We start from the raw sequence: 24,067 nt of genomic DNA, 5'->3' as shown, positions 1-24,067 counted from the left end.
ATTATCAATTACATAAACAGTATTTAACATTAAAATTAATACAATTATAACAGACGATGCAAGGTAAAGGGCTGATTAAACTTTTAGTGATAGTGGTGTCATTAGCGTGTCTATACTCCCTATCATTTACTTGGGTGACCCGCAATGTGGAACGAGATGCTGAGAATTTTGCCAAAGGAGATTTGGCGAAAGAGAAAAGCTATCTCGACTCAATGGCCGGTGAAGTAGTGTACAATTTAGGTTTTGCAAAATACACCTATCGGGAAGCCAAAGCAAATGAACTCGCTTTGGGATTGGATTTGAAAGGTGGTATGAACGTGACAATGGAAATCTCATTGGACGAATTGATCCGCAATTTGGCGAACAATCCAAAAGATGAGAAATTCAACAAAGCGTTGGAGCAAGCAGTGGTAAAAAGCAAAACGAGTGCAAAAACAGTCGTTGCTTTATTTATGGAAGAGTACAAATCCATCGGTGCTACAACTCCACTTTCGACATTCTTTTCAACAAAAGATAACGCTGCTCTAATTAAACCTGGTGATTCAGACTCCAAAGTTGAATCATTCCTTCAAAAAGAAGCAGACAATGCTATCCAAAATTCATACAAAGTACTTCGTACACGTATCGACAAATTTGGCGTTGCATCTCCAAACATTCAAATTCAACAAGGTACAAACCGTATTTTGATCGAATTACCTGGTGTGAAAGATGAAAGCCGTGTTCGTAACCTATTACAAGGTTCGGCTAAATTGGAATTCTACGAAACATATACAAACCAGGAAGTTTATCCAATACTGGAAAATATCGATAAAACTTTAGCATCAACGTTAAAAGCTGCTCCAGCTGCTACGACAAATGCTGCTGCAGATACGAGCAAAAAATCAGATGATTTATTGTCTAATCTAACCGGTGGTAAAAAAGATGCTAAGAAAGACAGTGCTGCTGTAAATCTAGGTCAGAAAAACCCATTATTTGAAGTATTACGTCCAGCTGTTTATATGGGCGAAAACCAACAAATGGCACTTATGCCAGGTTCAATGGTCGGTATTGCTTCATTAAAAGATACGGCAAAAGTAAATGCTTACTTGCAACGTCCTGAGGTGAAATCAATCCTTCCAGGAAACTTAAAGCTTTTATGGGCTGTTAAACCTGAACAAAAAACACCTGAGCAACTATCATTATATGCAATTAAGGGGTCTGGACAGGACAATGGTGCTGTATTGACAGGTGATGTGGTCACTGACGCAACAGCAAACTTTGATGAGAAAAATCAACCTGTGGTTGGTATGCAAATGAACAGTGAAGGTGCTCATCAATGGAAGAAAATTACAGCAAAAGCAGCTCAAAACAGAGATGCAATTGCTATCGTGCTTGATAATGTAGTTTATTCTGCTCCTTCTGTAAACGGTGAAATTCCAAATGGTAGCTCATCAATCTCTGGATCTTTTACGGTAGAAGATACCAAAGATTTAGCAAACGTATTGAAGGCAGGTCGTCTTCCGACAACTGCTAAAATCGTTGAAGAAGCCGTTGTTGGTCCTACTTTAGGTCAAGCTGCCATTGACGCCGGTGTAAATTCTGCTGTTATCGGTATTATCGTTGTAATGATCTTTATGATCGCTTACTACAATACTGCGGGTATCGTAGCGAACATCGCGGTATTGTTAAACGTATTTATCATTATGGGGGTATTGGCATCCTTAAATGCTGTACTGACCCTACCTGGTATTGCCGGTATCGTATTGACAATGGGTACTGCTGTCGATGCAAACGTTTTGATTTATGAACGTATCCGTGAAGAACTAGGCTTAGGAAAATCGATCCGTCAGGCTGTTGCCGATGGTTACAAACATGCTTTACCTTCCATCCTGGATTCGCAGATCACAACCTTCTTAATTGGTATTATCCTATTTTTATTTGGTAGTGGTCCGATCTTAGGTTTCGCAACAACGTTAATGGTGGGTATTATTACTTCATTGTTTACTGCGATCTTAGTTACACGTGTTATCTTTGAATGGATGTTGGCGAAAGATTTCAAAATCAAAGTCTCTTTCCCTTGGTCTGCAAACACTCTGCATAACGCAAACTTCAAATTCGTGCAGAAACGTAAAATCTTTTACGCGATTTCAATCGTTGCTGTGTTAATTTCTGCTGCATCAATTTTCACAAAAGGATTCAGTTTAGGTGTGGATTTCCAAGGTGGACGTACTTATACTGTTCGCTATGATAAACCTGTGGACTTAGAAGCTGTGCGTACAAACTTGGATGATATCTTCAAGAAAACAACAGAGGTAAAAGTATTCGGTGCAGCCAATCAATTGCGTATTACAACAACTTACCATATTGAAGAAACTTCGGATACTGCCGATAAAGAAGTATTGGACAAATTAAACCAAGGTTTATCGAAAGTAGATGCGTCCAATAAACATGAGATTCTTTCGTCTCAAAAAGTTGGACCAAGTATCGCTACTGATATCAAATCCAGAGCAACCAGCTCAGCAATTTTCTCTATCATCATTGTTGCAGCTTACATCTTGATTCGTTTCCATAAATGGGAATATTCAGTTGGAGCAGCTATTGCAACAATTCACGATGCGATTATTTTATTGGGATTATTCTCTATCTTGGATGGTATCGTACCATTCTCACTTGATATTGACCAACACTTTGTAGCAGCGATATTAACTGTAATTGCTTACTCGGTGAATGATACAGTGGTTGTATTTGACCGTTTACGTGAATTCGTATCGAAACCAAATGCGCATAATGAAGATCTTGGCGATGTCGTAAACCATGCGATCAACTCGACATTAAGTAGAACAATTATCACATCGTTGACAATCGTATTTGTTCTTGCTGTATTGTTTATCTTTGGTGGTGAAGTTATCCGTGGATTCTCATTCGCGATCTTAATCGGTGTTATCGTAGGTACATATTCATCTATTATCTTAGCTGCACCTTCAGTATATGACTTACGTAAAGGAAAGCATTTGGCAGAAGGTAATACTGCTAAAAAAGCTGAAGTCGTAAGACCATAATAGCTGATATTGATAAAATAAAAAAGGGCGTTCGAATGAACGCCCTTTTTTATTGCATTCAAATTACTTGTCACACTAAATATTTTAAATATATTTGTTGTACTAAATATTTGTATGCTAAACGAAAAATTTGACCGCTACTCTTTCATCTTGGACCAAACAGCCAAGAAAGTAAAACAGTTCGCCCAATCTTCTTTTGCCGAGAAAGGATTTGATATTACTGTAGACCAATGGACCATTTTAAAGGCTTTGTACGAAACAGATCAACTTTCACAAAAAGAACTGGCCAAGCGCTGCGGAAAAGACCAGCCCACACTGACACGGATCGTAGATATCCTCCTTAAAAAAAATCTGGCTGAGCGGATCACTGACGAAACAGACCGTCGAAGTCTCTACCTCCATTTGACAGAAGAAGGAAAATTAAAAGTAGCATCGCTTACGCCAATTGTTACGGAGATTCGCATGAAGGCCTGGGAAAATCTAGCGGACAAAGATTTCGAAGCTTTCACAAGGATTTTGAATACAATATATAACAATTTAAATATAGAATAGCTATGATAAATACGGATATCTGTATCATCGGAGCAGGACCTGTTGGCCTATTCGCAGTTTTTGAAGCTGGGCTTTTAAAAATGCGCTGCCATTTGATTGATGTGCTCCCCCAAGTGGGCGGTCAACTTTCAGAGATCTACCCCCATAAGCCTATCTACGACATTCCTGGTTATCCGAGTATCACTGCGCAGGAGTTGATCGATAAACAGCTTGAACAGATTAAACCCTTTGACCCCACATTCACCTTAGGCGAGCGTGTGGAACATATAACAAAACAGGACGACGGTTCTTTTATTGTAGAAACCAATGATCATACGATGGTTCATACACAGGTCATTGTCATCGCTGGGGGCCTAGGTTGCTTTGAACCGCGCAAGCCCGAAATTCCAAATCTTCACCTCTTTGAAGGGAAAGGCGTAGATTATATGGTAAAAGACCCAGCCAAGTACCGGGATAAAAAAATCGTCATTGCCGGTGGTGGTGATTCCGCGCTCGATTGGACTTTCCATCTCGCAGATATTGCGCAACAGGTCACTTTAATCCACCGAAGTGACTCCTTCAGGGGCGCTCCGGACTCCGCTGAAAAGGTTTTCAAATTGGCCCAACAGGGTAAGATCAACTTATTATTGTCCCACAATCTGACCAATATTCATGGCAATGACTACTTGTCCCATGTTGAAACAACAAATAAAGAAAAAGAAGTCATCGCAACAGATGCAGACTATTTCATTCCCTTATATGGTCTTACGCCGAAGCTTGGTCCAATCGCAGATTGGGGATTAAATATCGATAAAAATGCGATAGAGGTCAATACGTTTGATTACTCAACCAATATCGAGCGGATCTATGCTATTGGAGACATCAACACCTATCCAGGCAAACTGAAACTCATTCTTTGCGGGTACCATGAGGCTGCACTTATGTGTCAAAGTGCTTTTAAATTTGTCTACCCAGATCAAAAATTGACATTCAAATACACCACTGTAAACGGTATAAATACATTCTAGCCATGGACGATAATTTAATTCAAGTCACTGTTATTGATCGTGATGAGACCGAAAATACGTTGGAGGTTCCTACCGATATCAATCTTTCACTCATGGAGATTTTAAAGGCATCCGAATATGAAATATTGGCCACTTGTGGTGGTATGGCGCTGTGCGCTACCTGCCATGTCGAAGTTGTCGAAGGCCTGGATACGCTTCCTTCAGCGAGTGATCAGGAGCTCGATATGCTGGATACGCTTCCGGATGCCGATGATCAAAGCCGGCTTGCCTGTCAGCTTTATCTGCATAATAACAACAACGGTATGAAAATCAAGATAAAAGGCGCGCTACAATAGTGTTATCATTGTGTATAAAATACACAATGATAACACTATTAATCTATTTTTTTTTGAGACAGCAATATTCACCATAAAGAACTAAAAATCAAATAAGTACAAAACATATTGTTGAAAGAATTAGCTACTTTACAATAAAATTCACAACATATCAGCACAATAAATAAATATTTCTTAGCTTTTTGAGTCAAAATTTAAGATATTTGCAGCTTAATTCGATTGTACCGAATTTTTACAACAAACTATTAAAAATATGCCAAGCAATAGTTCAAATAGAAAATTCCCAAGAGTAATCATTATTGGTGCTGGATTTGGAGGAATTGAAGTTGCTAAAAAGCTTAAAAATAAGGAAGTTGAAGTTCTGTTGCTGGACAGAAATAACTTTCATACTTTTCAACCATTGATGTACCAAGTTGCTACGGGTACTCTTTCAGCGGACTCCATCTCTTTCCCTGTCCGCAAAATGTTCAAAGGCCAAGACAACTTTCATTTTAGACTTGCTGACGTAAAAAGCGTAGACAACGAGGCTAAGATTGTAAGAACAGATGTTGGTGATTTTGACTATGATTATTTAATTGTTGCTACAGGTGCTACAACGAACTTCTTCGGCAATCAACAAATCACAAAATATGCTTTGCCGATGAAAAACATACAAGAAGCATTAAATATTCGAAGCTATGTTTTACAGAACCTCGAACAAGCGGTACGGATAGAAAACCCTACTGATCGTAAGGCTAATTTGAATTTTGTAATTGTTGGGGGTGGTCCAACAGGTGTAGAACTTTCGGGGGCAATTGCAGAAATCAAAAACAATGTTCTTGAGAAAGATTATCCAGAATTGAAAAAATCTGAGATGTCGGTGTACCTGGTTGAAGGACTTCCAAAAGTATTGGCTAACTTATCTGAAAAATCTTCTAAAGATTCAGAAAAGTACCTCAAAGATTTGGGTGTAGAAATACTATTAAATGTTCAGGTAACAGGATATGATGGCAATTCAATTACTTTCGCCGATGGCAGAAGCATTGAAACAAAAACGGTTATCTGGGGAGCAGGTGTAGCTGGGCAATATCCGAATGGTTTCAAAAAGGAGATTATCCAACGTGGTAACCGTATACAGACAGACGATCAATGCCGTGTTATCGATATGCCAGCTGTCTATGCCATTGGTGATGTTTCGGCATTTATTACAGATGATCTTCCTCGTGGCTTACCAGGTGTTGCACCGGTAGCACAACAACAGGGAGCATATGTTGCAAAACACATTCTTCAAACAATGTCCAATCAACCAACCGAGAAATTCAACTATTTTGACAAAGGATCCATGGCTACGATAGGTCGTAATAAAGCTGTCGTTGACATGGGAAAAATCCATTTCAATGGATTCTTTGGCTGGATGACGTGGATGTTTGTCCATTTGATGTCCATCTATGGATTCAGAAATAAATTGATCACATTCGTAAACTGGTCGGTCAAATTTTTCACCAAAAACAGTGGTGTCCGTTTGATCTTTCACAAATATGATGAGCCGACTCCGGAAGAACAGCAGGCAGAAACAGCGCAATAACTTTCTATTGGAGTCTATATAAACTATTTCAATACATCGACAGCGCCATTATCCCAAACGATAATGGCGCTGTTTTTTTACCCCTATCTTACCTGTTTAATCCACTCGCCAAAAAGATGTAATAGCGGAGTGTGGGAACACTTCGAAACAACAGCCCTCTCCAGATAGTTGTCAAAACCACCTTTTCAAGATTGGATTCTTTCTTCTCGCAGTCAATGATTTCAAAAACACCTGCTTAATTCTTCTTTAACACGGCGTCCAATTAAAAATAACTTCACCTTGGACGTAAGAATTACAGATTATATTCGTTAAATTTAAAGACAGTTTTTTCCAGATAGAATTTACTTTCAGAATGTAGTTTTTTTTGATGTATAACCTCAAAAAGATTAATTTTTTTTGTGTAGGTTTGCATATTATTTTAAAATAGCTTAAGGATTAGCAGATGGGCTTATTTAATTGGTTTACGCAAGAAGTTGCGATTGACTTGGGTACTGCAAATACCCTAATAATTCATAATGACAAAGTAGTAGTGGATGAACCTTCTATTGTTGCATTTGACCGCACCACAAACAAAGTGATCGCCATTGGTCGCCAGGCCATGCAAATGGAGGGTAAAACACACGACAATATAAAGACAGTACGTCCTTTGCGTGATGGAGTAATCGCTGATTTTACGGCAGCTGAACACCTGATCAGAGGTATGGTAAAATTGGTAAACAATGGTAAGAGCTGGTTTTTCCCTTCCCTACGTATGGTTGTTTGTATTCCTTCCGGTATTACGGAAGTAGAGAAAAGAGCTGTGCGCGATTCAGCAGAAATTGCGGGTGCCAAAGAAGTCTATTTAATTCATGAACCCATGGCTGCTGCTGTAGGAATCGGAATTGATGTGGAAGAACCAATGGGTAATATGATTATCGATATCGGTGGTGGTACCACTGAAATTGCTGTCATCGCTTTATCGGGTATTGTATGTGACCAGTCCATTCGTGTTGCTGGTGATAACTTCGACTCTGACATCGTTCAATACATCAGAAGACAACATAACATCATGATCGGTGAACGTACGGCTGAAAAAATCAAAATTGAAGTCGGTGCTGCTCTACCTGAGTTACAGGAACCACCGGCAGATTTCGCTGTTCAAGGCCGTGATTTGATGACAGGTGTTCCTAAGCAAATCACTGTTTCTTATACCGAAATAGCGCATTGTCTAGATAAGTCCATATCAAAAATTGAAGAGGCGATCTTAAAAGCACTTGAAATCACTCCTCCAGAATTATCAGCAGATATTTATCAAACAGGTATCTATCTTACCGGTGGTGGTGCATTATTGCGTGGTTTGGACCGTCGTATACAAGCGAAAACTAAACTTCCAGTACATATTGCCGAAGATCCGTTACGTGCTGTCGTAAGAGGAACTGGTATTGCACTTAAAAATATTGGACGATTTAAATTTTTGATGCAATCATAACGTTCGATAATTAATAACAATATTTTATTAAAGAGCGATATAATATGCAAAACTATTATATCGCTTGCTTATTAAATACCCACATTAAAAAATGAGAAACCTTTGGTTATTCCTGAGACGATATAATGCATTCTTCTGGTTTATCCTATTTTTTGGATTCTCGTTATTTTTGGTGATCACCAACAATTCTTTCCAACGTAACTCTGTTTTAAATTCTTCAAATAGTATCATCGGAGGCCTGTATGCAAAGGTCAATTCCTGGAAAAGCTATCTGCACCTCGGGGAGACTAACGATGCACTTGCAAAGGAAAATGCACAATTAAGGAAGGACTTACAAGCCTATCGATCAACTGACAGCATCAAGATCGGTCCTGTCCCAGCAATCGATAGCAGTGAGTTTGGGCGTTACGAATTTATTATTGCGAATGTCATCAACAATAGCATTCACCAAAAGGCAAATACGATTACACTCGATAAAGGCAGTAAAGACGGTATAGAGCGAGGTATGGGTGTTATCGCTCCCAACGGGGTAGTTGGTATTGTTTTGAATGTTTCCCAAAACTTCTCGACAGTTCAATCCCTATTGCATCCAGATACGCGTATATCCGTTACACTGGGGCATACCGAGGTCTTCGGCTCGTTGGTATGGGGCAATAGCATGGATTACCGCGCGGCAATGGTCAAGGAAATTCCAAACCATATCAAAGTCAACAAAGGAGACAAAGTGTATACCTCAGGATATTCAGGACATTTTCCAAAAGGAATTTTTGTCGGGACGGTCATTCAGACGGGTATTTCTTCAGGAGATGCTTTTTTGGATCTTAGACTATTATTGAGCACCAATTTCTCCAACTTGCAACATGTCTACGTTGTAAAAGACCTGTTGAATAAAGAATTAAAGACACTAGAAGAATCGACAAAGGACAATGGCTAGGATTTTAATATTTAATATTATTCGATTTATCGTTTTGATAGGCATGCAAGTTTTCCTATTTCAAAATATCGGTTATTACAATCTGGTCGCTGCATTTCCCTATATCTTATTTATTTTTTTACTTCCGACAGGAACACCTAATTTCCTGGTGTATTTGATCGCATTTCTCACAGGACTTACCGTAGATTCATTTTATGATACCCTTGGTGTCAATACCGCAGCCTGTGTTGCATTGGCAGCCTTCCGTATTTTCTTCATGAAAATTACGCTCGAAGTTGAAGAACGCGAATCTTTTTTTACCCCGATGTTGGGGTTCATGAATATTCGCTGGTTCTTTTCCTACATCTTTTTCGGAACATTGATTCATCATACATTTTTGTATCTCTTGGAATCTTTTTCCTTCCAGCACATCCAATACACCTTATTGAGTATAGTTTTAAGTTGTATATTTACAGTAATTATCATGCTATTATTTAGCATATTATTCTACAAAAAGAAAGATCGGTTGTAGTAGATCGATGGATAGAAATTCATTTCTATGAACAGTTTTTTTGCGCGTAAGTACGTCGTTTCGGGAATCTTTATTGCCATCACATTGACCTTGGTGGCCCGCTTATTCTATTTACAGATCATAGACGATTCCTATATACATTCCGCAAACAGCAATGTCATGCGTAAGGTCATTGTGTACCCGGCCAGAGGGGTTATATTGGACCGAAAAGGAAAGGTATTAGTTCAGAACGAACCGGTATATGACCTTATGGTTACTCCACGTGAGGTGAAAGAAATTGACACCGCTTTGTTTTGCAAATTGATAGACATTGACAAGGAAGGCTTTATCAAACGGATGGAAAAGGCAAGAGTACACTCGCCTTACCGTGCATCCATTTTTGAAAAACAGCTTTCTGTACGGACATGGGCCCAATATCAGGAATACCAATATCAATTTCGTGGTTTCTATGTCCAAAAAAGAACAATCAGGAGTTATCCCGACAGCATAGCGGCTCAATTTTTGGGTTATGTGAGTGAGGTAAATGATAAAGATATTGAACGCTCCAATGGGTTTTATCGTAGTGGTGACTATATTGGCCGAAGTGGGGTAGAACGTTCTTATGAAGACCTTATTCGCGGAAAACGCGGTGTCAACAACTTAATGGTTGATGCGCTGAACCGCCCGAAAGGGGTATTTATGGAGGGGAAATACGACACACTTGCTGTTGCAGGGGAAGGACTGGTTTCCTCTTTGGATAAGGACCTCCAGATTCTAGGGGAAAACCTCATGAAAAATAAATTGGGGTCCATTGTCGCTATTGAACCTGCAACGGGTGAAATCTTGGCGTATGTAAGTAGCCCAAGTTACAATCCAAACATGATGGTCGGCAGACAGTCTGGCAATAATTATATGAAATTATTGAAAGACGACACCAAACCGCTTTTTAACCGTCCTATTCAAGCCTCTTACCCCCCAGGCTCTGTATTTAAGGTTGTTTCGGCACTGACTGCGCAGCAGGCTGGTGTTATTGATCGCAATACGGTATTTTTCTGTCCACATGGATATAGCTATGGTGGTGGACGCGGCTGGATGGGCTGTACACACTATCATGGATCAACTACATTACAGCGATCTGTAGCTGTATCATGTAATACCTACTATGGATTTACCTATGCTAAGATGATCGACGGACGTGGGCTTTCGGGACCTAAGGCCTACGATCTATGGCGCAATGCAGTGACACAGTTTGGAATTGGCCATAAACTAGGGATTGATCTACCGGGTGAAAAACCAGGTTTACTACCTACGTCAGATTTTTATACCAAACGATATGGTAACGATAAATGGCGTTCAAGTTTCAATATCTCCTTATCTATTGGACAAGGGGAAATGGGTATAACGCCGCTGCAAATGGCCAATATTATGGCTATCGTTGCCAACAAAGGTTTTTATTACAGACCCCATTTGATTAAAGGTATTGGCGCACAGAAAATTGCCAAGAAGGAATTCACCGAAAAAGTCAGTGCCGGTGTGGATGAGCGGTATTATCCTGTTGTTATCCAAGGGATGAGTGATGCTGTCAATACGCCCGAAGGTACTGCTTGGGCCAATCGTATCCCAGGCATCGAAATGTGCGGAAAAACAGGTACAGCACAAAACCCACACGGAGAAAACCATGCCGTTTTCTTTGCTTTTGCACCTCGAGAAAATCCTAAAATTGCCATTGCTGTCTTTGTTGAAAATGCTGGTTACGGTGGAACCTGGGCAGGACCTATCGCAAGTATGATGGTTGAGAAATACCTCAAAGACACGATAACTGCACCAAAATATATTCAGGACCGCATTTATAAAGCGAATTTTCTTCCTGCACCAAAAAAGGTTGTGGATCCAAAGGCTAAAGATGTAAAAAAGACGGATTCAGTCAAATCGAAAACCGACACCTTAAAATCAAAACGTCAGCTGGCTGCCTTAACAAAACCAAAGGAAACAATTGTTCACCATAGCGAGATAAAGAGAAGATATGAATAATCAAAAAACTAGTTTCTTTGGAAAGATAGACTGGCTAACCATCACTCTTTGGCTTGCGCTATGCTTAATTGGCTTATTCAATATCCGTGCGGCTGTATTTAATCCTGAACTACCCAATTTCTTTACCTTAGGGACCAATTATGGAAAACAGTCTTTATATCTTGTTTCCGCAATTATTCTAGGGGTATCCATTCTGATCATAGACGCCAAATTTTTCAGCTCCGCTTCACCGATATTTTATGGTATAACAGCTGTCCTGCTTGTTATCGTGCTCGTTGTAGGGCGAAATGTCGGCGGAAATCAGGCATGGATTGACTTAGGTTTTTTCCGCTTACAGCCCTCTGAGTTTGCAAAACTTTCAACCTGTCTGCTCTTGGCTAACTTTTTAAGTTCACAAAGTAATAAAGCTCCGACCATGCAGACACTGGCAATGGGAGCCGGTATTGTCTTATTTCCTGTATTTTTGGTTATGTTACAACCCGATACGGGATCTGCCCTTGCATTCTTTTCGTTGATTTTTGTATTCTACCGTGAGGGCTATGTAAATAATGAACTACTAATATTTGGCGGTCTCTGTATTTTACTTTTTGTCCTTGCTTTATTGGTCGAGCCATGGATACTTATCTTGATTTTAGCATTGCTCATTGGCCTTGTTATGTGGAACTACCGCAAGAGAAGGAAATACATTATTAATTTGAGTATACTTTTTGCAGCCTGCGCTGTATTTGTTCTCTGTGTGGACTTGGTGTATGAACATGTGCTACAACCCCATCAACGCGACCGTATTGACATTATCCTGGGCAAAATGGAAGACCCTAAGGGCAAAGGATATAATTTGAATCAGTCGAAGATTGCAATTGGATCAGGGCAGCTTCTAGGCAAAGGTTACCTACAGGGAACTCAAACAAAATACAATTTTGTGCCTGAGCAGAGTACGGACTTTATTTTCTGCACTGTTGGAGAAGAGTGGGGATTTGTTGGATCGGTTACCTTATTACTTATCTATCTCATCTTACTGCTACGCATTATTCATATAGCTGAACGACAGCGTTCAGCCTTTGCCAGGATATATGCATACGGTGTAGCATCCATCCTCTTTTTTCACTTATTTATCAATATCGGTATGACTATAGGTATTGTTCCGGTTATCGGGATTCCGCTGCCTTTTATTAGTTATGGTGGTTCATCCTTATGGAGTTTCACCATTTTACTGTTCATCATGCTTAAATTTGATTCAAATAGAAAAGGAGTTGTCTAAAAACAACTCCTTTTCTATTTGAATCCTTATTTGGTTTTTAGTTCTTCTCAACTCTTTTACTGCATCAATTGAGAAAAACTAAAGTCTCCCTTCATGGCACAGATAAACGGTTAAATACGTTCCAAAACGAGCTGTATAGCTTTATCAACAACTTCTTCAGGTGCGGAAAAAAACCGACCATCTACCCTACTTGCCAAGATTGCATTGATGGATAAAGCCTGATGTCCAAACATGTTAGCCAATGCATAAATACCAGCTGTTTCCATTTCCAAATTGGTGAAACGCTGATCTTTATATTGGAAGGACTTGATCAAGTCTATAAAATTGGGGATCGTATTAGTTGAGCGAACAGTCCTTCCCTGTGGAGCATAAAATCCGGGCGCAGTCAACGTGACTCCCTTCGGTAAATCAAAGGCAATTCGATCCAGAAGGCTTGCGCCAGCTTTCGCAACGTAGGGTTTTAGGTTTAATGCGGAAAAATATTCGGCTAGTTCAGCCTGAAGCGCCTGCTCCTCACCGTCGTAAGATCCCTGATAATAGTTCATCAATGCATCAAGACCTATTCCATAAGCAGAGGCCAAAATAGTTCCCATCTCAACATCTTGTTGTACCGCTCCAGAGGTTCCAATGCGAACAATATCCAATGAGCTGAGCGTCGACTTTACCGTTCTATTGGCGAAATCAATATTTGCCAGTGCATCCAGTTCATTCAACACAATATCTATATTATCAGTACCTATACCTGTTGAGATTACCGTCAACCGTTTATTTCCCAAATAGCCAGTATGCGTAATAAACTCACGCTTCCCTTTTTTGAGTTCAATACGATCAAAGTACTTCGATACTTTGGCTACACGATCTGGATCACCAACTGTGATTACTGTATTTGCCAGATCCTCCGGCAACAAATTCAGATGATATATACTGCCATCTGAGTTTAAAATCAATTCCGATTCGTTGATCATATCGTATATAAATAAGTTAACTGACAACCTTCTATTTTGGAAAACCGATCAACAATTCGATTGACTTGCATTTTTCGGACTTCAAACTCCAAATAACACTGATTATCAAATTTCTGCTTTTCAATTTCCACGTCCTCTTCCTTTATGATCCGCATAATATCATTCATATGGAGGTAATCAAAGGTAATACTATAATGGTCATTCACTGTACGCTCGATAATTTCTGCTTGGGTCAAAGCATCTTGGGTTGCTGATTTGTAGGCATTAATCAAGCCTGGGACACCCAACAAAGTACCACCGAAATAACGAACGACAATCACGATAACGTTGGTGACATCCATCGATAGGAGGACGTTCAAAATAGGGCGTCCTGCTGTCCCTGAAGGTTCTCCATCGTCATTCACGCGAAAGACCGCACGATCTGGTGTGAGACGATAAGCCCAACAATGGTGTCTCGCTTTCGGATGAATCGCTTTCACTTCCAAGATCAGATCTTTTAATTGATCTTCGGATTTAAATGGAAAAGCATAAGCAATAAACTTACTGCCCTTATCCCTAAAAATTCCCTCGTATTTTGCATCAATAGTCCGGTAAGTATCTTCAAATAAACTCATAGATATGCTATGATTAAAACTGAAACAATAGAAAGCGCTATGCCTATATAATTCAATAACGATAACCTTTCCTTAAAAAATAAGACGCCAATTAAAGCGCCCAATGAGATCACACCAATATTCATCCCAGTAAATACGACTGATGGATTTTCTGGTAGGGCACGATGCGCTTTCATATAGAACAGGATGTTACAAAAGTTAAATACACCCAAAACCAATCCATATCCCATAGCTTGCTTTGAAAAACGTTGCTGTTCCACAAAAAGGAAATACAGCAATAGCACCATTGCAATAAACATCGCCATCACAAAGATAATAAACATGGAACTGATATAAGGTATATTAACATGCAAGGCGACCTGTTTAAAGAGGATATCAATTATGCCCATACCGATAAATACCAATAATGGATAAAGCGCTTTATAACGCCTATCTGCCATCGAGCTACTATACTGATTTTTTTGCCAACCAATAGAACACAGGATGGCCAACAAACCAAAGGCTATTCCAAGCATCTTATGTCCCTCCATTTTTTCATGAAAGAAGAAAAATGATGCAAGCAAGGGAATAAACAACGATAAGCGTTGTGCAATCTCTGTCTTGACCAAACCACTATAGCGAATGGACAAAGCTATAAAAACAAACATCCCAGGAAGTAATATCGCCAGACTCGTATACAACGTAACCGGCATAGCATCCCATACCAGCGATTTTAGATCAGGTTGCAATACAAAATAGGTCAGTGCAACCGCCATGGGGTAATTCCAAACGATAACTTGTTTGGTTTCGACTCCATTTTGTTTTGCCAATTTTAATAAAACAGCAACGGTTACGCTGCAGATGACACTTAATAAAACAAAAATCATGATTCAAAATTCATTTATTTCCAAAGGCCACGTTTCTCCTGACGAGCCTGACGTTCCAATTTTACAAATAAATCTGCATATTGTACATTTGGTGCTAGCGTATAAGATACTGCATAACCTTGTTCAACCAAATCCCGATTGACAAATTTCTTTCCAATATACACATAGGCAAGAAGTCTTCCATACCGATCCCGTTTTCCAACGTCAAAGACTAACTTTACACTTTTCCCATTCAACATCCCCGTTAAATACTGCTTCGCTTCTTGACCATAGTAACCGATCTCCTTACGTGCTGTCCGTCTCGTTTCCGGGGCATCTACCCCTATCAACCTAACTTTCTCCCCTTTTGAGGTTCCATTTTCAATGACAAAGGTATCGCCATCGATAACGCGCTTTACCTTCGCGTCTTTTTCCTCTCCTTTAAACGTAAAACCTGTCAATAAAAAACAGATCATACATACACATACATAAAAATTACGTCGTTTTAGCATAAAATCCAGCGTTTGCCCAAAGGTAGTAAAATACTTTTTTAACAAAACAGCCAAAAAAAACGGAAATATTAATAGTAAAAACACATAAATTTAATACAAAAAAAACAACAAAAAATCACATAAAAACACAGATATTTTTAACATAAAAAATAACACAAAAACATAATTTATTATAAAATAAAAACAACAAAATAAAAACTTAAACAACTAAAAAACAACATAATACCAGAATTAAAGAAAAATAAACACTTTAAAAACATTACAAATAAACCACCAAAAATTAATCAAAAAATCATATAAAAACACATAAAAAAACCATGAAATTAACTCAATATTTATAATAAAAAATTATTTTTTTCTTTGATATTTCAAAAACATTCGTACATTTGAAATGTCAAACAACAACAGGATGAACAGATCATATACATATTTCTATTTTAACTTCTTTTATTTTAAAAATAAGAGCCGGGATTAGATTGTGTATAAATCATAAAAAATACAAACAAGAAGAGTCCCGGTTCAAATGATCGGGACTCTTTTTTTTGGAGACAACATAGCGAACAAAAAAACAATGAGTTTAAAAATTGCAATACAGGGAGCAAAGGCTTCATTTCATGAAGAGGCCGCATTTAAATTTTTCGGAAGAGAAGTTGAAATTGTAGAATGTGATTCATTTAAAAAAACTTGTGAATTGCTGAAGCAAAGAAAAGTCGACTATATCGTTATGGCGATCGAGAATTCAATTGCGGGAAGTCTATTACCGAATTATAATTTATTGAGAGATTATAAGTTCCATATCACTGGAGAAGTTTACCTAAACATCCAACAGAATCTCATGGTATTGCCAGGCGTTAAATTAAAGGATATCAAACACATCGAATCGCATCCGATTGCCATTCGCCAATGTGAAGAATTTCTTTCTGAACTTGAAGGTGTACGTATAACCGAGGGATCTGATACCGCTGCAACTGCGAAAATGATTGCGGAGCGCAAATTAACGGATACTGCGGCAATTGCTGGGACATTGGCTGCTGAAATCTATGGTCTTGAAATATTAGAAAAGAGAATCGAAACCAATAAGAAGAACGCAACACGTTTCCTCGTATTATCCAATGAGGTTGTCGAACATAAGAATGCTAATAAAGCGTCATTATCATTCCAAACAGGAAATACAGTAGGATCTCTGGCGACTATTTTACAATGCTTTGCCGAACAGAATATCAACTTGAGCAAAATTCAGTCAATGCCGGTAATCGGAAAACGCAATGAATATGATTTTTTCGTTGACGTAGAATGGAAAAAACAAACAGACTACGAAGCAGCAATACGTAAAGTACTCAAACATAGTGTTAATTTCAATATTATGGGCGAGTATGTCAAAAACGAAAAACTATAATTAACAATTTACGCATACAATATTAAAATAGATAATCAAACTTAACATGAAAAATACATTAGACATCACTCCTTTAAAATCTTGGTTGGACACAGGAGACAAACCTTTAATTATCGCAGGCCCTTGTAGCGCAGAAACAGAAGAGCAGTTGGTATCGACAGCGCATTTGTTGGCAAATACCGGAAAAGTAAATATTTTACGTGCTGGTATCTGGAAGCCACGTACTCGTCCGGGAGAATTTGAAGGAATCGGTTCAATTGGTTTGGAGTGGTTGAAAAGAGCGAAAGAAGAAACAGGTTTATTAACAGCTACTGAAGTTGCTACTGCAAAACACGTGGAAGAAGCTTTGGCTGCTGGTGTGGATGTACTATGGGTAGGCGCACGTTCAACAGCCAATCCATTTACCGTACAAGAAATTGCTGATGCTTTACAAGGTGTAGATATTCCAGTATTTGTTAAAAACCCTGTAAACCCAGATTTATCGTTGTGGATCGGTGCATTGGAACGTATCAACCGTGCTGGTATCAAAAAATTAGGTGCTATCCATAGAGGTTTCTCTTCTTACGAGAAAACAGCATTCCGTAATGAACCAATGTGGGATTTAGCGATTCAGTTAAAAACTGCTTGTCCTAATCTACCGATCATCAACGACCCAAGTCACATCTGTGGAAACCGCGAATTGTTACCATACATCGCACAAAAAGCAATGGATATGGATATGCAAGGATTGATCATCGAATCACATATTGATCCATCTGTCGCTTGGACTGACGCAAAACAACAAGTAACGCCAGCTGCATTGGCCGAGTTGATCGACCACTTGACATTACGTAAAGCAGCTTCTGACAATCCTTCATTCGAAGATAAATTAGCAGAATTGCGTAGCAATATCGACAAATTAGATGATTTGATCATCCAAAAAATTGGTGAACGCATGAAAATAGCTGAGAAAATCGGCGAATACAAACGCGATAACAACGTGACAATTTTGCAGGTTAACCGTTGGGATGAAATTGTTCAAAAACGCACTAAATTAGCGGAAGCGCTTTCTTTAGGTAGCGAATTTGCGACGAAATTCCTCGAATTAATTCACAACGAATCTATCCGCAAACAAAATGCGGTCATGAATACTCAGGAGCAACCAACAGCAGAAGCATAATGAATCAAGAAGTCATCACGCTGACGCATCCTTCAAAAAAAATACAGGGCACGGTCCAACTCACAGGTTCAAAATCTGAGAGCAACCGTGCTCTTATTATCCAATCGCTGAGTAAAGGACAAGTTGAAATAGCCAACCTCTCTGAGGCTGCAGATACGGTTACCCTAAACCGCGTATTGCAAATCGCATCAGAACCGCAACCCGGTTATAATACGATTGACATAGGCCCTGCAGGAACGGCTATGCGCTTCCTTACAGCTTACCTCAACCTTGTTAAAGGAAATTTCATCCTGACGGGGACAGAGCGCATGCAACAGCGTCCAATCGGGATATTGGTCGATGCTATGAAAGAAATTGGCGCCGAAATCCATTATGAAAAAAAAGTGGGTTATCCTCCTTTGAAGATTGAAGGTGGATTATTTCAAGGAAAAGACCGTGTTAAGGTCAAAGGAAATATCAGCAGTCAGTATATATCCGCCTTGCTATTAATTGCTCCAGCATTAAAAAAGGGACTTACGTTAGAGATTGAAGGCGAATTAACTTCCAGACCTTATGTGTCCATGACCTTAGATATGCTTAAAAGTGTCGGGATCCAACATGAATGGACGGAGAATGCGATTAAAATTGCACCGCAGGTATTTGAAAAGCAAACCATATATGTCGAGCCAGATTGGAGCGCAGCATCCTATTGGTATGCTATCGTAGCACTAGCCGATGCTCATGCATCGATTATATTGCCCGGGCTAAGACAACATAGTTTACAGGGCGATATTGCCATCACAGACATTATGGCGCATTTTGGTGTTTATTCGAGCTTTGAGTCAGATGGATTGCATTTAAATAAAAAAGAAATCAATTCAGACAAAACGTTGTTCGACTTTAAAGAATGTCCTGATCTCGCGCAAACAGTAGTCGTTATCGCAGCAGCTTTAAAACGTGATGTTTCCTTTACAGGCCTAGAAACCTTAAAGATTAAGGAGACCGACCGTATCGCTGCGTTACAGACCGAAATCGCAAAGTTCGGTGCTGAATTGATCGAAGATGGTGATACCTATCACCTGAAAACAGCACAGGTATATCAGCCTGAAGATGTAACCTTCGACACTTACGAAGATCACCGTATGGCGATGGCATTTGCACCTCTGGCGTTAGTTTTTGACCAAATCAAGATTGCTGAACCTCAAGTTGTAGAAAAATCATATCCTGATTTTTGGAAACATTTACAAGCGCAAGCTTTTGTAATTGACTAACATATTAAAAACAGGGATTAACATCAACATTAATCTCTGTTTTATTATTCAATCTCCCAGATAGCCTTTAGCCTGGGACAGAAAATTGTGATGTAATCTATTAGGCCATATACGAGTTACAGATCCATAAATTTGTAGCCAGTCTGGTGCTTTAGAATTGCATTTAAAGGCAAATTTATCTAAGTTTATTGAAATTTAATTTTTATGGCAGGAAATTCATTTGGCGATTTATTCAGAATTAGCACTTTTGGCGAATCACACGGCAAAGCTATAGGTGTAATTATTGATGGTTGCCCTTCAAATATAACAATCGACGAGGAATTTATCCAGTCTGAGCTCGATAAACGTAAACCAGGTCAATCTAAGATCACGACACAAAGAAAAGAAAGTGATACCGCACAGATTTTATCTGGCGTATTCGAAGGGAAATCAACGGGAACACCAATAGCAATTGTTATCCCAAATGAAGACCAGCGTTCGAAAGATTACACACATATCAAAGATATCTTCAGGCCTTCCCATGCTGATTTCACCTATCAGATGAAATATGGTATCCGTGACTATCGAGGCGGTGGACGGTCCTCGGCGAGGGAAACCGCTGCCCGTGTTGCTGCAGGTGCAGTAGCAAAAAGCTTCCTGAATCAATTTGGCATAGAAATCTTTGCCCACGTTTCGGGGGTAGGCACTATCGAGGCACCAAATGTAGATACCAAAGATCTAAAAGCTTTGCTTGAATTACGGGAAGCTAACATTGCACGTTGTGCAGATCCAGCAACAGCAAACGAAATGGTTGAGTTTATTGACTCGGTCAGAAAAGCGGGTGACACAGTTGGCGGACGTATTTCGGCTGTCATCAGACATGTCCCTGTTGGTTTAGGCGAACCGGTCTTTGATAAGCTCCATGCAGACCTTGCAAAAGCAATGATGAGCATCAATGCTGTACATGGTTTTGAATATGGTTCAGGTTTTGCAGGTTCGGAGTTGCGAGGTTCCGAACATAATGATATATTTGTAGCAGATGACCATGATTTAAATCGAGTGCACACACATACCAACTTCTCTGGAGGTATTCAGGGAGGGATTTCAAATGGTATGGATATTACTTTTAAAGTAGCATTTAAGCCTGTTGCCACTATCATGAGAGATCAAGAAACAGTGGATATCCATGGCAACCCTGCTATTGCAAGTGGCAAGGGAAGACATGACCCTTGTGTTGTTTCGAGAGCAGTAATTATTGTGGAAGCTATGGCAGCACTTGTAATCGCGGATCATCTACTTAAAAATCAAAGTTACAAACATGCTGCAAGATAATTATGTCGTAGGTGTTGATATTGGAGGCACACATATTTCTGCCTGTATCATTGACACAAAACAATGGAATATATACTTAGAAAACGTGGCCAGAAACCACGTTTTTTCTCAAGGAGATGCTAAAACGATTTTACAAACCTGGGCATCAGCTATACGCGATATCATCGCCACTTCTCCTGCTCCTATTCAGTTCATCGGCATTGCCATGCCGGGCCCCTTTGACTACGAAAATGGAATATCTAAAATACAGGGACAAAGCAAGTATGACAATCTTTACAATAAAGATGTCAAAACTCTTTTAGCTGAAGAATTGGGACTTTCGCCTACGTCTATTCACTTTATCAATGACGCAGCAGCATTCCTACAAGGTGAAATATTCGTACAGAACTTGCAAACAAACAACCGGATATTAGGAATTACGTTGGGTACCGGACTTGGTTCTGCGGTATGGAATAAAGGCGAGAAGGCCTTTGATGCAGCCCTATGGAACAGCCCTTATGAAGATTGTATTTTCGAAGAATTTCTTGTCACACGATGGTTCGTCAAACGTTTCAAAGAAGTAGCAGGAAAAGATGTTACGGGACTTAAGGAGATCTTAGATAATCATCGGGAAACTGAGGAATTTCAAATTATCAAAGATGAATATGCTAAACATCTCTTTGATTTTATGCAGTTCTTCGCAGAGAAACATTCTTCTGAAATATTTATCATCGGTGGCAATATCGCTAAGGCGCTACCTATTTTCATTGGTGACCGAAAAGAATTTGAAAGATTTCAGATTTACACCGCAATACTTGGTGAAAAAGCAGCTATGATTGGTGCTGCGAGTATATTCAATTAAGAAAAGATATCATCCCTCGTTGGAATACTTAGCTTAGTCAAACAAAAAAAGATATCCATCTATTAAAACATAGATGGATATTTTTCTGGATTAGCTTCATGCATAATTGCATACACTGTCTCGACAACATCGTCAGAAGATGGCTTCGAGAAATAATCCCCGTCGGAACCATATGGTGGGCGATGTGCTTTTGCAGTCAGTGTCCTCGGCTGACTATCCAATAGATAGTAGCCATTTTGCTTCTCTAAGATCTCTTGTAAGATGAAAGCTGAAGCCCCGCCTGGCACATCCTCATCTACAATAAGTAGTTTATTTGTTTTCTTCAGCGATTCGGCGCAAAGTTTTCCTTTGTCAAAAGGCTGCAATGTCTGTGCATCAATAATTTCGATAAATATCCCCAAACGCTCCAGTTCCACGGCTGCTTCTTCAACAACACGTAAAGTTGAACCATAGGATACGACAGTAATATCACGTCCTGCTTTAACACATTCGGCATAACCGATTGGCACCGTAAATTCACCAACGTTTTCTGGTAGACGCTCTTTTAGACGATACCCATTCAGACATTCGACAACAATAGCCGGTTCGTCAGAGCGGAACAACGTATTGTACATACCTGCTGCCTGTGTCATATTACGCGGCACACATACATGCAAACCTCTCAAGGATCCTAAAATTACCGACATAGGCGAGCCCGAATGCCATATACCTTCCAATCGATGACCCCTTGTACGAATAATTAATGGTGCTTTCTGACCAGCAAAGGTGCGATAACTTAAACTTGCCAAATCATCACTTGCGACCGTAATACCATAGATTAGGTAATCCAGGTATTGGATCTCAGCAATTGGACGAAGTCCACGGATTGCCAAACCTAGTCCTTTTCCTATAATTGAATTCTCACGAATACCGGTATCAAATACGCGATGCACACCAAGCTTTTCTTGTAGACCTGCAAAACCTTGATTCACATCTCCAATCTTACCGACATCCTCTCCAAATGCTAATAGTCTTTCGTCACGTCTAAAGTTCTCTTCAAAACATAGATTCAAAACCTCACGTCCATCAACCACTTTAGCTTCTTCACTGTAGACTGCAGGTACAACCGTCACATGAGCAGGTGAATCTACACCATCTGTAAATAATTTTGAATTATAACGTTTCTCATTCAGTTCCTGCTTCTCTTTATACCAATTTAATAATTGCTGGCGCCCATCGCTATGCTGACCTTTAAGCTCGTGCAATACCTTGCGAACCTGGCCGTAAACCTCTTTCAAAGAAGGCTCAACCATCGATTGTAATTTCTTTGACGCAAAATCAGCCCGCTCATTTGGAATGCCCTGAAGTAAATCAATGGCTTCCCTAGCTTCAATGCTCAACGTTTTAATATAATCGGCCCAAGCTCGTTTTTGTTCTTGACGAACATGGTCTTTGGCATGTTGATCCAATTGATCCAGTTCCTCTACGGTAGCAATACCAGAACTTAAGATCCATTCTTTCATTTTCGCTAGACAATCGAAGTCAGTCTCCCATTGCAATCTTTCTTGCGATTTATACCGTTCGTGTGAACCTGAAGAAGAATGTCCTTGCGGCTGCGTCAATTCGGTCACATGAATCAAACATGGAATATGTTTCTCGCGCGCAATAAGGGCAGCCTGTTCGTACGTTTCACATAAACCCGCATAATCCCATCCTCTCACTTTGAATATCTCAATTCCGTTTGTCAGTTCTTCCTTCTGAAAACCTTTGAGGACTTCTGAGATATCTCCCTTTGTTGTTTGAATTTCATTGGGCACAGATATCCCATATCCATCATCCCAAATAGAAATCACTGTTGGAATCTGGTGAACACCTACGGCATTAATAACTTCAAAAAATACACCTTCAGAAGTAGCTGCATTTCCGATAGTGCAGAATGCAACTTCATTTCCTCTATTTGAAAAATAAGATAGGTAGTCTAAATTTCTATTCTGCTTATACAACTTAGAAGCCAAGCCCAAGCCCAGCAATCTTGCCATCTGACCACCGGTGGTCGAAATATCTGAAAACGAGTTTTTCTGAACCATTTGATCCAACCAGTTCCCTTGGTCGTCCACAACACGAGTCGAAAAATGGCAGTTCATTTGCCTTCCTGCAGAAGAAGGATCTGCCTCGACATCGGGATGGGCATATAATTGAGAGAAAAAATGGTAGACATCACTGATGCCAGAAGCAAATATAAATGTTTGGTCACGGTAATATCCCGACCGCCAGTCCCCATTTCTGAAAACTTTAGCCATCGCGATTTGTGCCAATTCTTTTCCATCGCCAAAAATACCAAACTTAGCCTTACCTGTAAGCACTTCTTTACGTCCCAATAAACTCACGTAACGACTTTCTAAGGCAGTTCGATAATCATTCACAATAATCTTTTTGAACTCGTCAAAGCTCAAAGTGGAAATAGATTCATTGTTTTGGTCAAATGCAGTATCAAACATATTCTTTTTTGTTTCAACAA

At 39.5% G+C, this 24,067-nt stretch carries 20 protein-coding genes; 15 read left to right on the top strand and 5 right to left on the bottom strand.

Features of this window, described 5'->3' with window-relative positions; translation table 11 throughout:
* The first annotated feature begins 56 nt into the window (after positions 1–56).
* The 10 genes from secDF (at position 57) to rodA (ending at position 12,677) form a co-directional block, all read left to right on the top strand.
* Positions 57–3,038 carry a protein translocase subunit SecDF gene (gene secDF / locus HS960_RS25545; RefSeq protein ID WP_159731315.1) on the top strand — a complete coding sequence of 994 codons (2,982 nt, stop codon included), beginning with the start codon at positions 57–59 and terminating at the stop codon, positions 3,036–3,038.
* A 114-nt stretch (positions 3,039–3,152) separates the two neighbouring features.
* A complete protein-coding gene (locus HS960_RS25540; protein ID WP_159731313.1) occupies positions 3,153–3,590 on the top strand; it encodes a MarR family winged helix-turn-helix transcriptional regulator in 438 nt (145 codons plus the stop codon).
* A gap of 2 nt (positions 3,591–3,592) precedes the next feature.
* Positions 3,593–4,597 carry an NAD(P)/FAD-dependent oxidoreductase gene (locus tag HS960_RS25535; protein WP_153847710.1) on the top strand — a complete coding sequence of 335 codons (1,005 nt, stop codon included), beginning with the start codon at positions 3,593–3,595 and terminating at the stop codon, positions 4,595–4,597.
* Positions 4,598–4,599: 2 nt separating this feature from the next.
* Positions 4,600–4,932 (top strand): 2Fe-2S iron-sulfur cluster-binding protein, encoded by a 333-nt coding sequence (locus tag HS960_RS25530; protein ID WP_159731311.1) that lies wholly within the window; start codon positions 4,600–4,602, stop codon positions 4,930–4,932.
* A 253-nt stretch (positions 4,933–5,185) separates the two neighbouring features.
* Complete coding sequence (locus HS960_RS25525; RefSeq protein WP_159731309.1) at positions 5,186–6,496, top strand: NAD(P)/FAD-dependent oxidoreductase; 1,311 nt, start codon at positions 5,186–5,188, stop codon at positions 6,494–6,496.
* Positions 6,497–6,938: 442 nt separating this feature from the next.
* Positions 6,939–7,964 carry a rod shape-determining protein gene (locus HS960_RS25520; protein WP_046671815.1) on the top strand — a complete coding sequence of 342 codons (1,026 nt, stop codon included), beginning with the start codon at positions 6,939–6,941 and terminating at the stop codon, positions 7,962–7,964.
* A 91-nt stretch (positions 7,965–8,055) separates the two neighbouring features.
* On the top strand, positions 8,056–8,898 hold the full coding sequence (mreC, locus tag HS960_RS25515) for a rod shape-determining protein MreC (RefSeq protein ID WP_070566004.1): 843 nt from the start codon (positions 8,056–8,058) through the stop codon (positions 8,896–8,898).
* Positions 8,891–9,409, top strand: a complete 519-nt coding sequence (locus HS960_RS25510; protein WP_046671817.1) for a hypothetical protein — start codon at positions 8,891–8,893, stop codon at positions 9,407–9,409. Before mreC ends, HS960_RS25510 begins: the two co-directional genes overlap by 8 nt.
* A 27-nt stretch (positions 9,410–9,436) precedes the next feature.
* Positions 9,437–11,419, top strand: coding sequence for a penicillin-binding protein 2 (gene mrdA / locus HS960_RS25505; protein WP_088162766.1), 1,983 nt, complete (start codon positions 9,437–9,439; stop codon positions 11,417–11,419).
* Positions 11,412–12,677, top strand: a complete 1,266-nt coding sequence (rodA, locus tag HS960_RS25500; protein ID WP_153847713.1) for a rod shape-determining protein RodA — start codon at positions 11,412–11,414, stop codon at positions 12,675–12,677. The genes mrdA and rodA overlap by 8 nt, the downstream gene beginning before the upstream one ends.
* 110 nt (positions 12,678–12,787) lie before the next feature.
* Here the strand turns inward: rodA and HS960_RS25495 are convergent, their stop codons facing one another.
* From HS960_RS25495 to HS960_RS25480, 4 genes are read right to left on the bottom strand one after another with little or no spacing between them, the layout of a single operon-like run.
* Positions 12,788–13,642, bottom strand: coding sequence for a nucleoside phosphorylase (locus HS960_RS25495; RefSeq protein ID WP_182330805.1), 855 nt, complete (start codon positions 13,640–13,642; stop codon positions 12,788–12,790).
* Positions 13,639–14,256, bottom strand: coding sequence for an IMPACT family protein (locus HS960_RS25490; RefSeq protein ID WP_153847715.1), 618 nt, complete (start codon positions 14,254–14,256; stop codon positions 13,639–13,641). Before HS960_RS25490 ends, HS960_RS25495 begins: the two co-directional genes overlap by 4 nt.
* Positions 14,253–15,122: an EamA family transporter gene (locus HS960_RS25485; protein ID WP_153847716.1), complete on the bottom strand. Its 870-nt coding sequence runs from the start codon at positions 15,120–15,122 to the stop codon at positions 14,253–14,255. Before HS960_RS25485 ends, HS960_RS25490 begins: the two co-directional genes overlap by 4 nt.
* A gap of 14 nt (positions 15,123–15,136) precedes the next feature.
* Complete coding sequence (locus tag HS960_RS25480) at positions 15,137–15,613, bottom strand: thermonuclease family protein (protein ID WP_153847717.1); 477 nt, start codon at positions 15,611–15,613, stop codon at positions 15,137–15,139.
* Between the two features lie 571 nt (positions 15,614–16,184).
* Here HS960_RS25480 and HS960_RS25475 point away from each other — a divergent pair.
* The 5 genes from HS960_RS25475 to HS960_RS25455 all read left to right on the top strand — a co-directional run bounded on the left by HS960_RS25475 (position 16,185) and on the right by HS960_RS25455 (position 21,570).
* Positions 16,185–17,009 (top strand): prephenate dehydratase, encoded by an 825-nt coding sequence (locus HS960_RS25475; RefSeq protein ID WP_046671823.1) that lies wholly within the window; start codon positions 16,185–16,187, stop codon positions 17,007–17,009.
* Positions 17,010–17,055: 46 nt separating this feature from the next.
* Positions 17,056–18,168, top strand: a complete 1,113-nt coding sequence (locus HS960_RS25470) for a chorismate mutase (protein WP_046671824.1) — start codon at positions 17,056–17,058, stop codon at positions 18,166–18,168.
* A complete protein-coding gene (gene aroA / locus HS960_RS25465) occupies positions 18,168–19,418 on the top strand; it encodes a 3-phosphoshikimate 1-carboxyvinyltransferase (protein WP_153847718.1) in 1,251 nt (416 codons plus the stop codon). Before HS960_RS25470 ends, aroA begins: the two co-directional genes overlap by 1 nt.
* Positions 19,419–19,622: 204 nt before the next feature.
* Positions 19,623–20,729 (top strand): chorismate synthase, encoded by a 1,107-nt coding sequence (aroC, locus tag HS960_RS25460; RefSeq protein WP_046671826.1) that lies wholly within the window; start codon positions 19,623–19,625, stop codon positions 20,727–20,729.
* The gene (locus tag HS960_RS25455; RefSeq protein WP_153847720.1) at positions 20,716–21,570 is read left to right on the top strand and encodes an ROK family protein; all 855 of its coding nucleotides are present in this window, start codon (positions 20,716–20,718) and stop codon (positions 21,568–21,570) included. The genes aroC and HS960_RS25455 overlap by 14 nt, the downstream gene beginning before the upstream one ends.
* A 62-nt stretch (positions 21,571–21,632) precedes the next feature.
* On the opposite strand, the gene HS960_RS25450 is transcribed toward HS960_RS25455, so the two are convergent.
* Complete coding sequence (locus tag HS960_RS25450; RefSeq protein ID WP_153847721.1) at positions 21,633–24,047, bottom strand: alpha-ketoacid dehydrogenase subunit alpha/beta; 2,415 nt, start codon at positions 24,045–24,047, stop codon at positions 21,633–21,635.
* Positions 24,048–24,067: the final 20 nt, after the last annotated feature.

The organism is Sphingobacterium paramultivorum (genome assembly GCF_014109745.1).
Taxonomy (GTDB): Bacteria; Bacteroidota; Bacteroidia; order Sphingobacteriales; family Sphingobacteriaceae; genus Sphingobacterium; species Sphingobacterium paramultivorum.
This window is presented reverse-complemented; position numbering and strand designations above follow the sequence as displayed.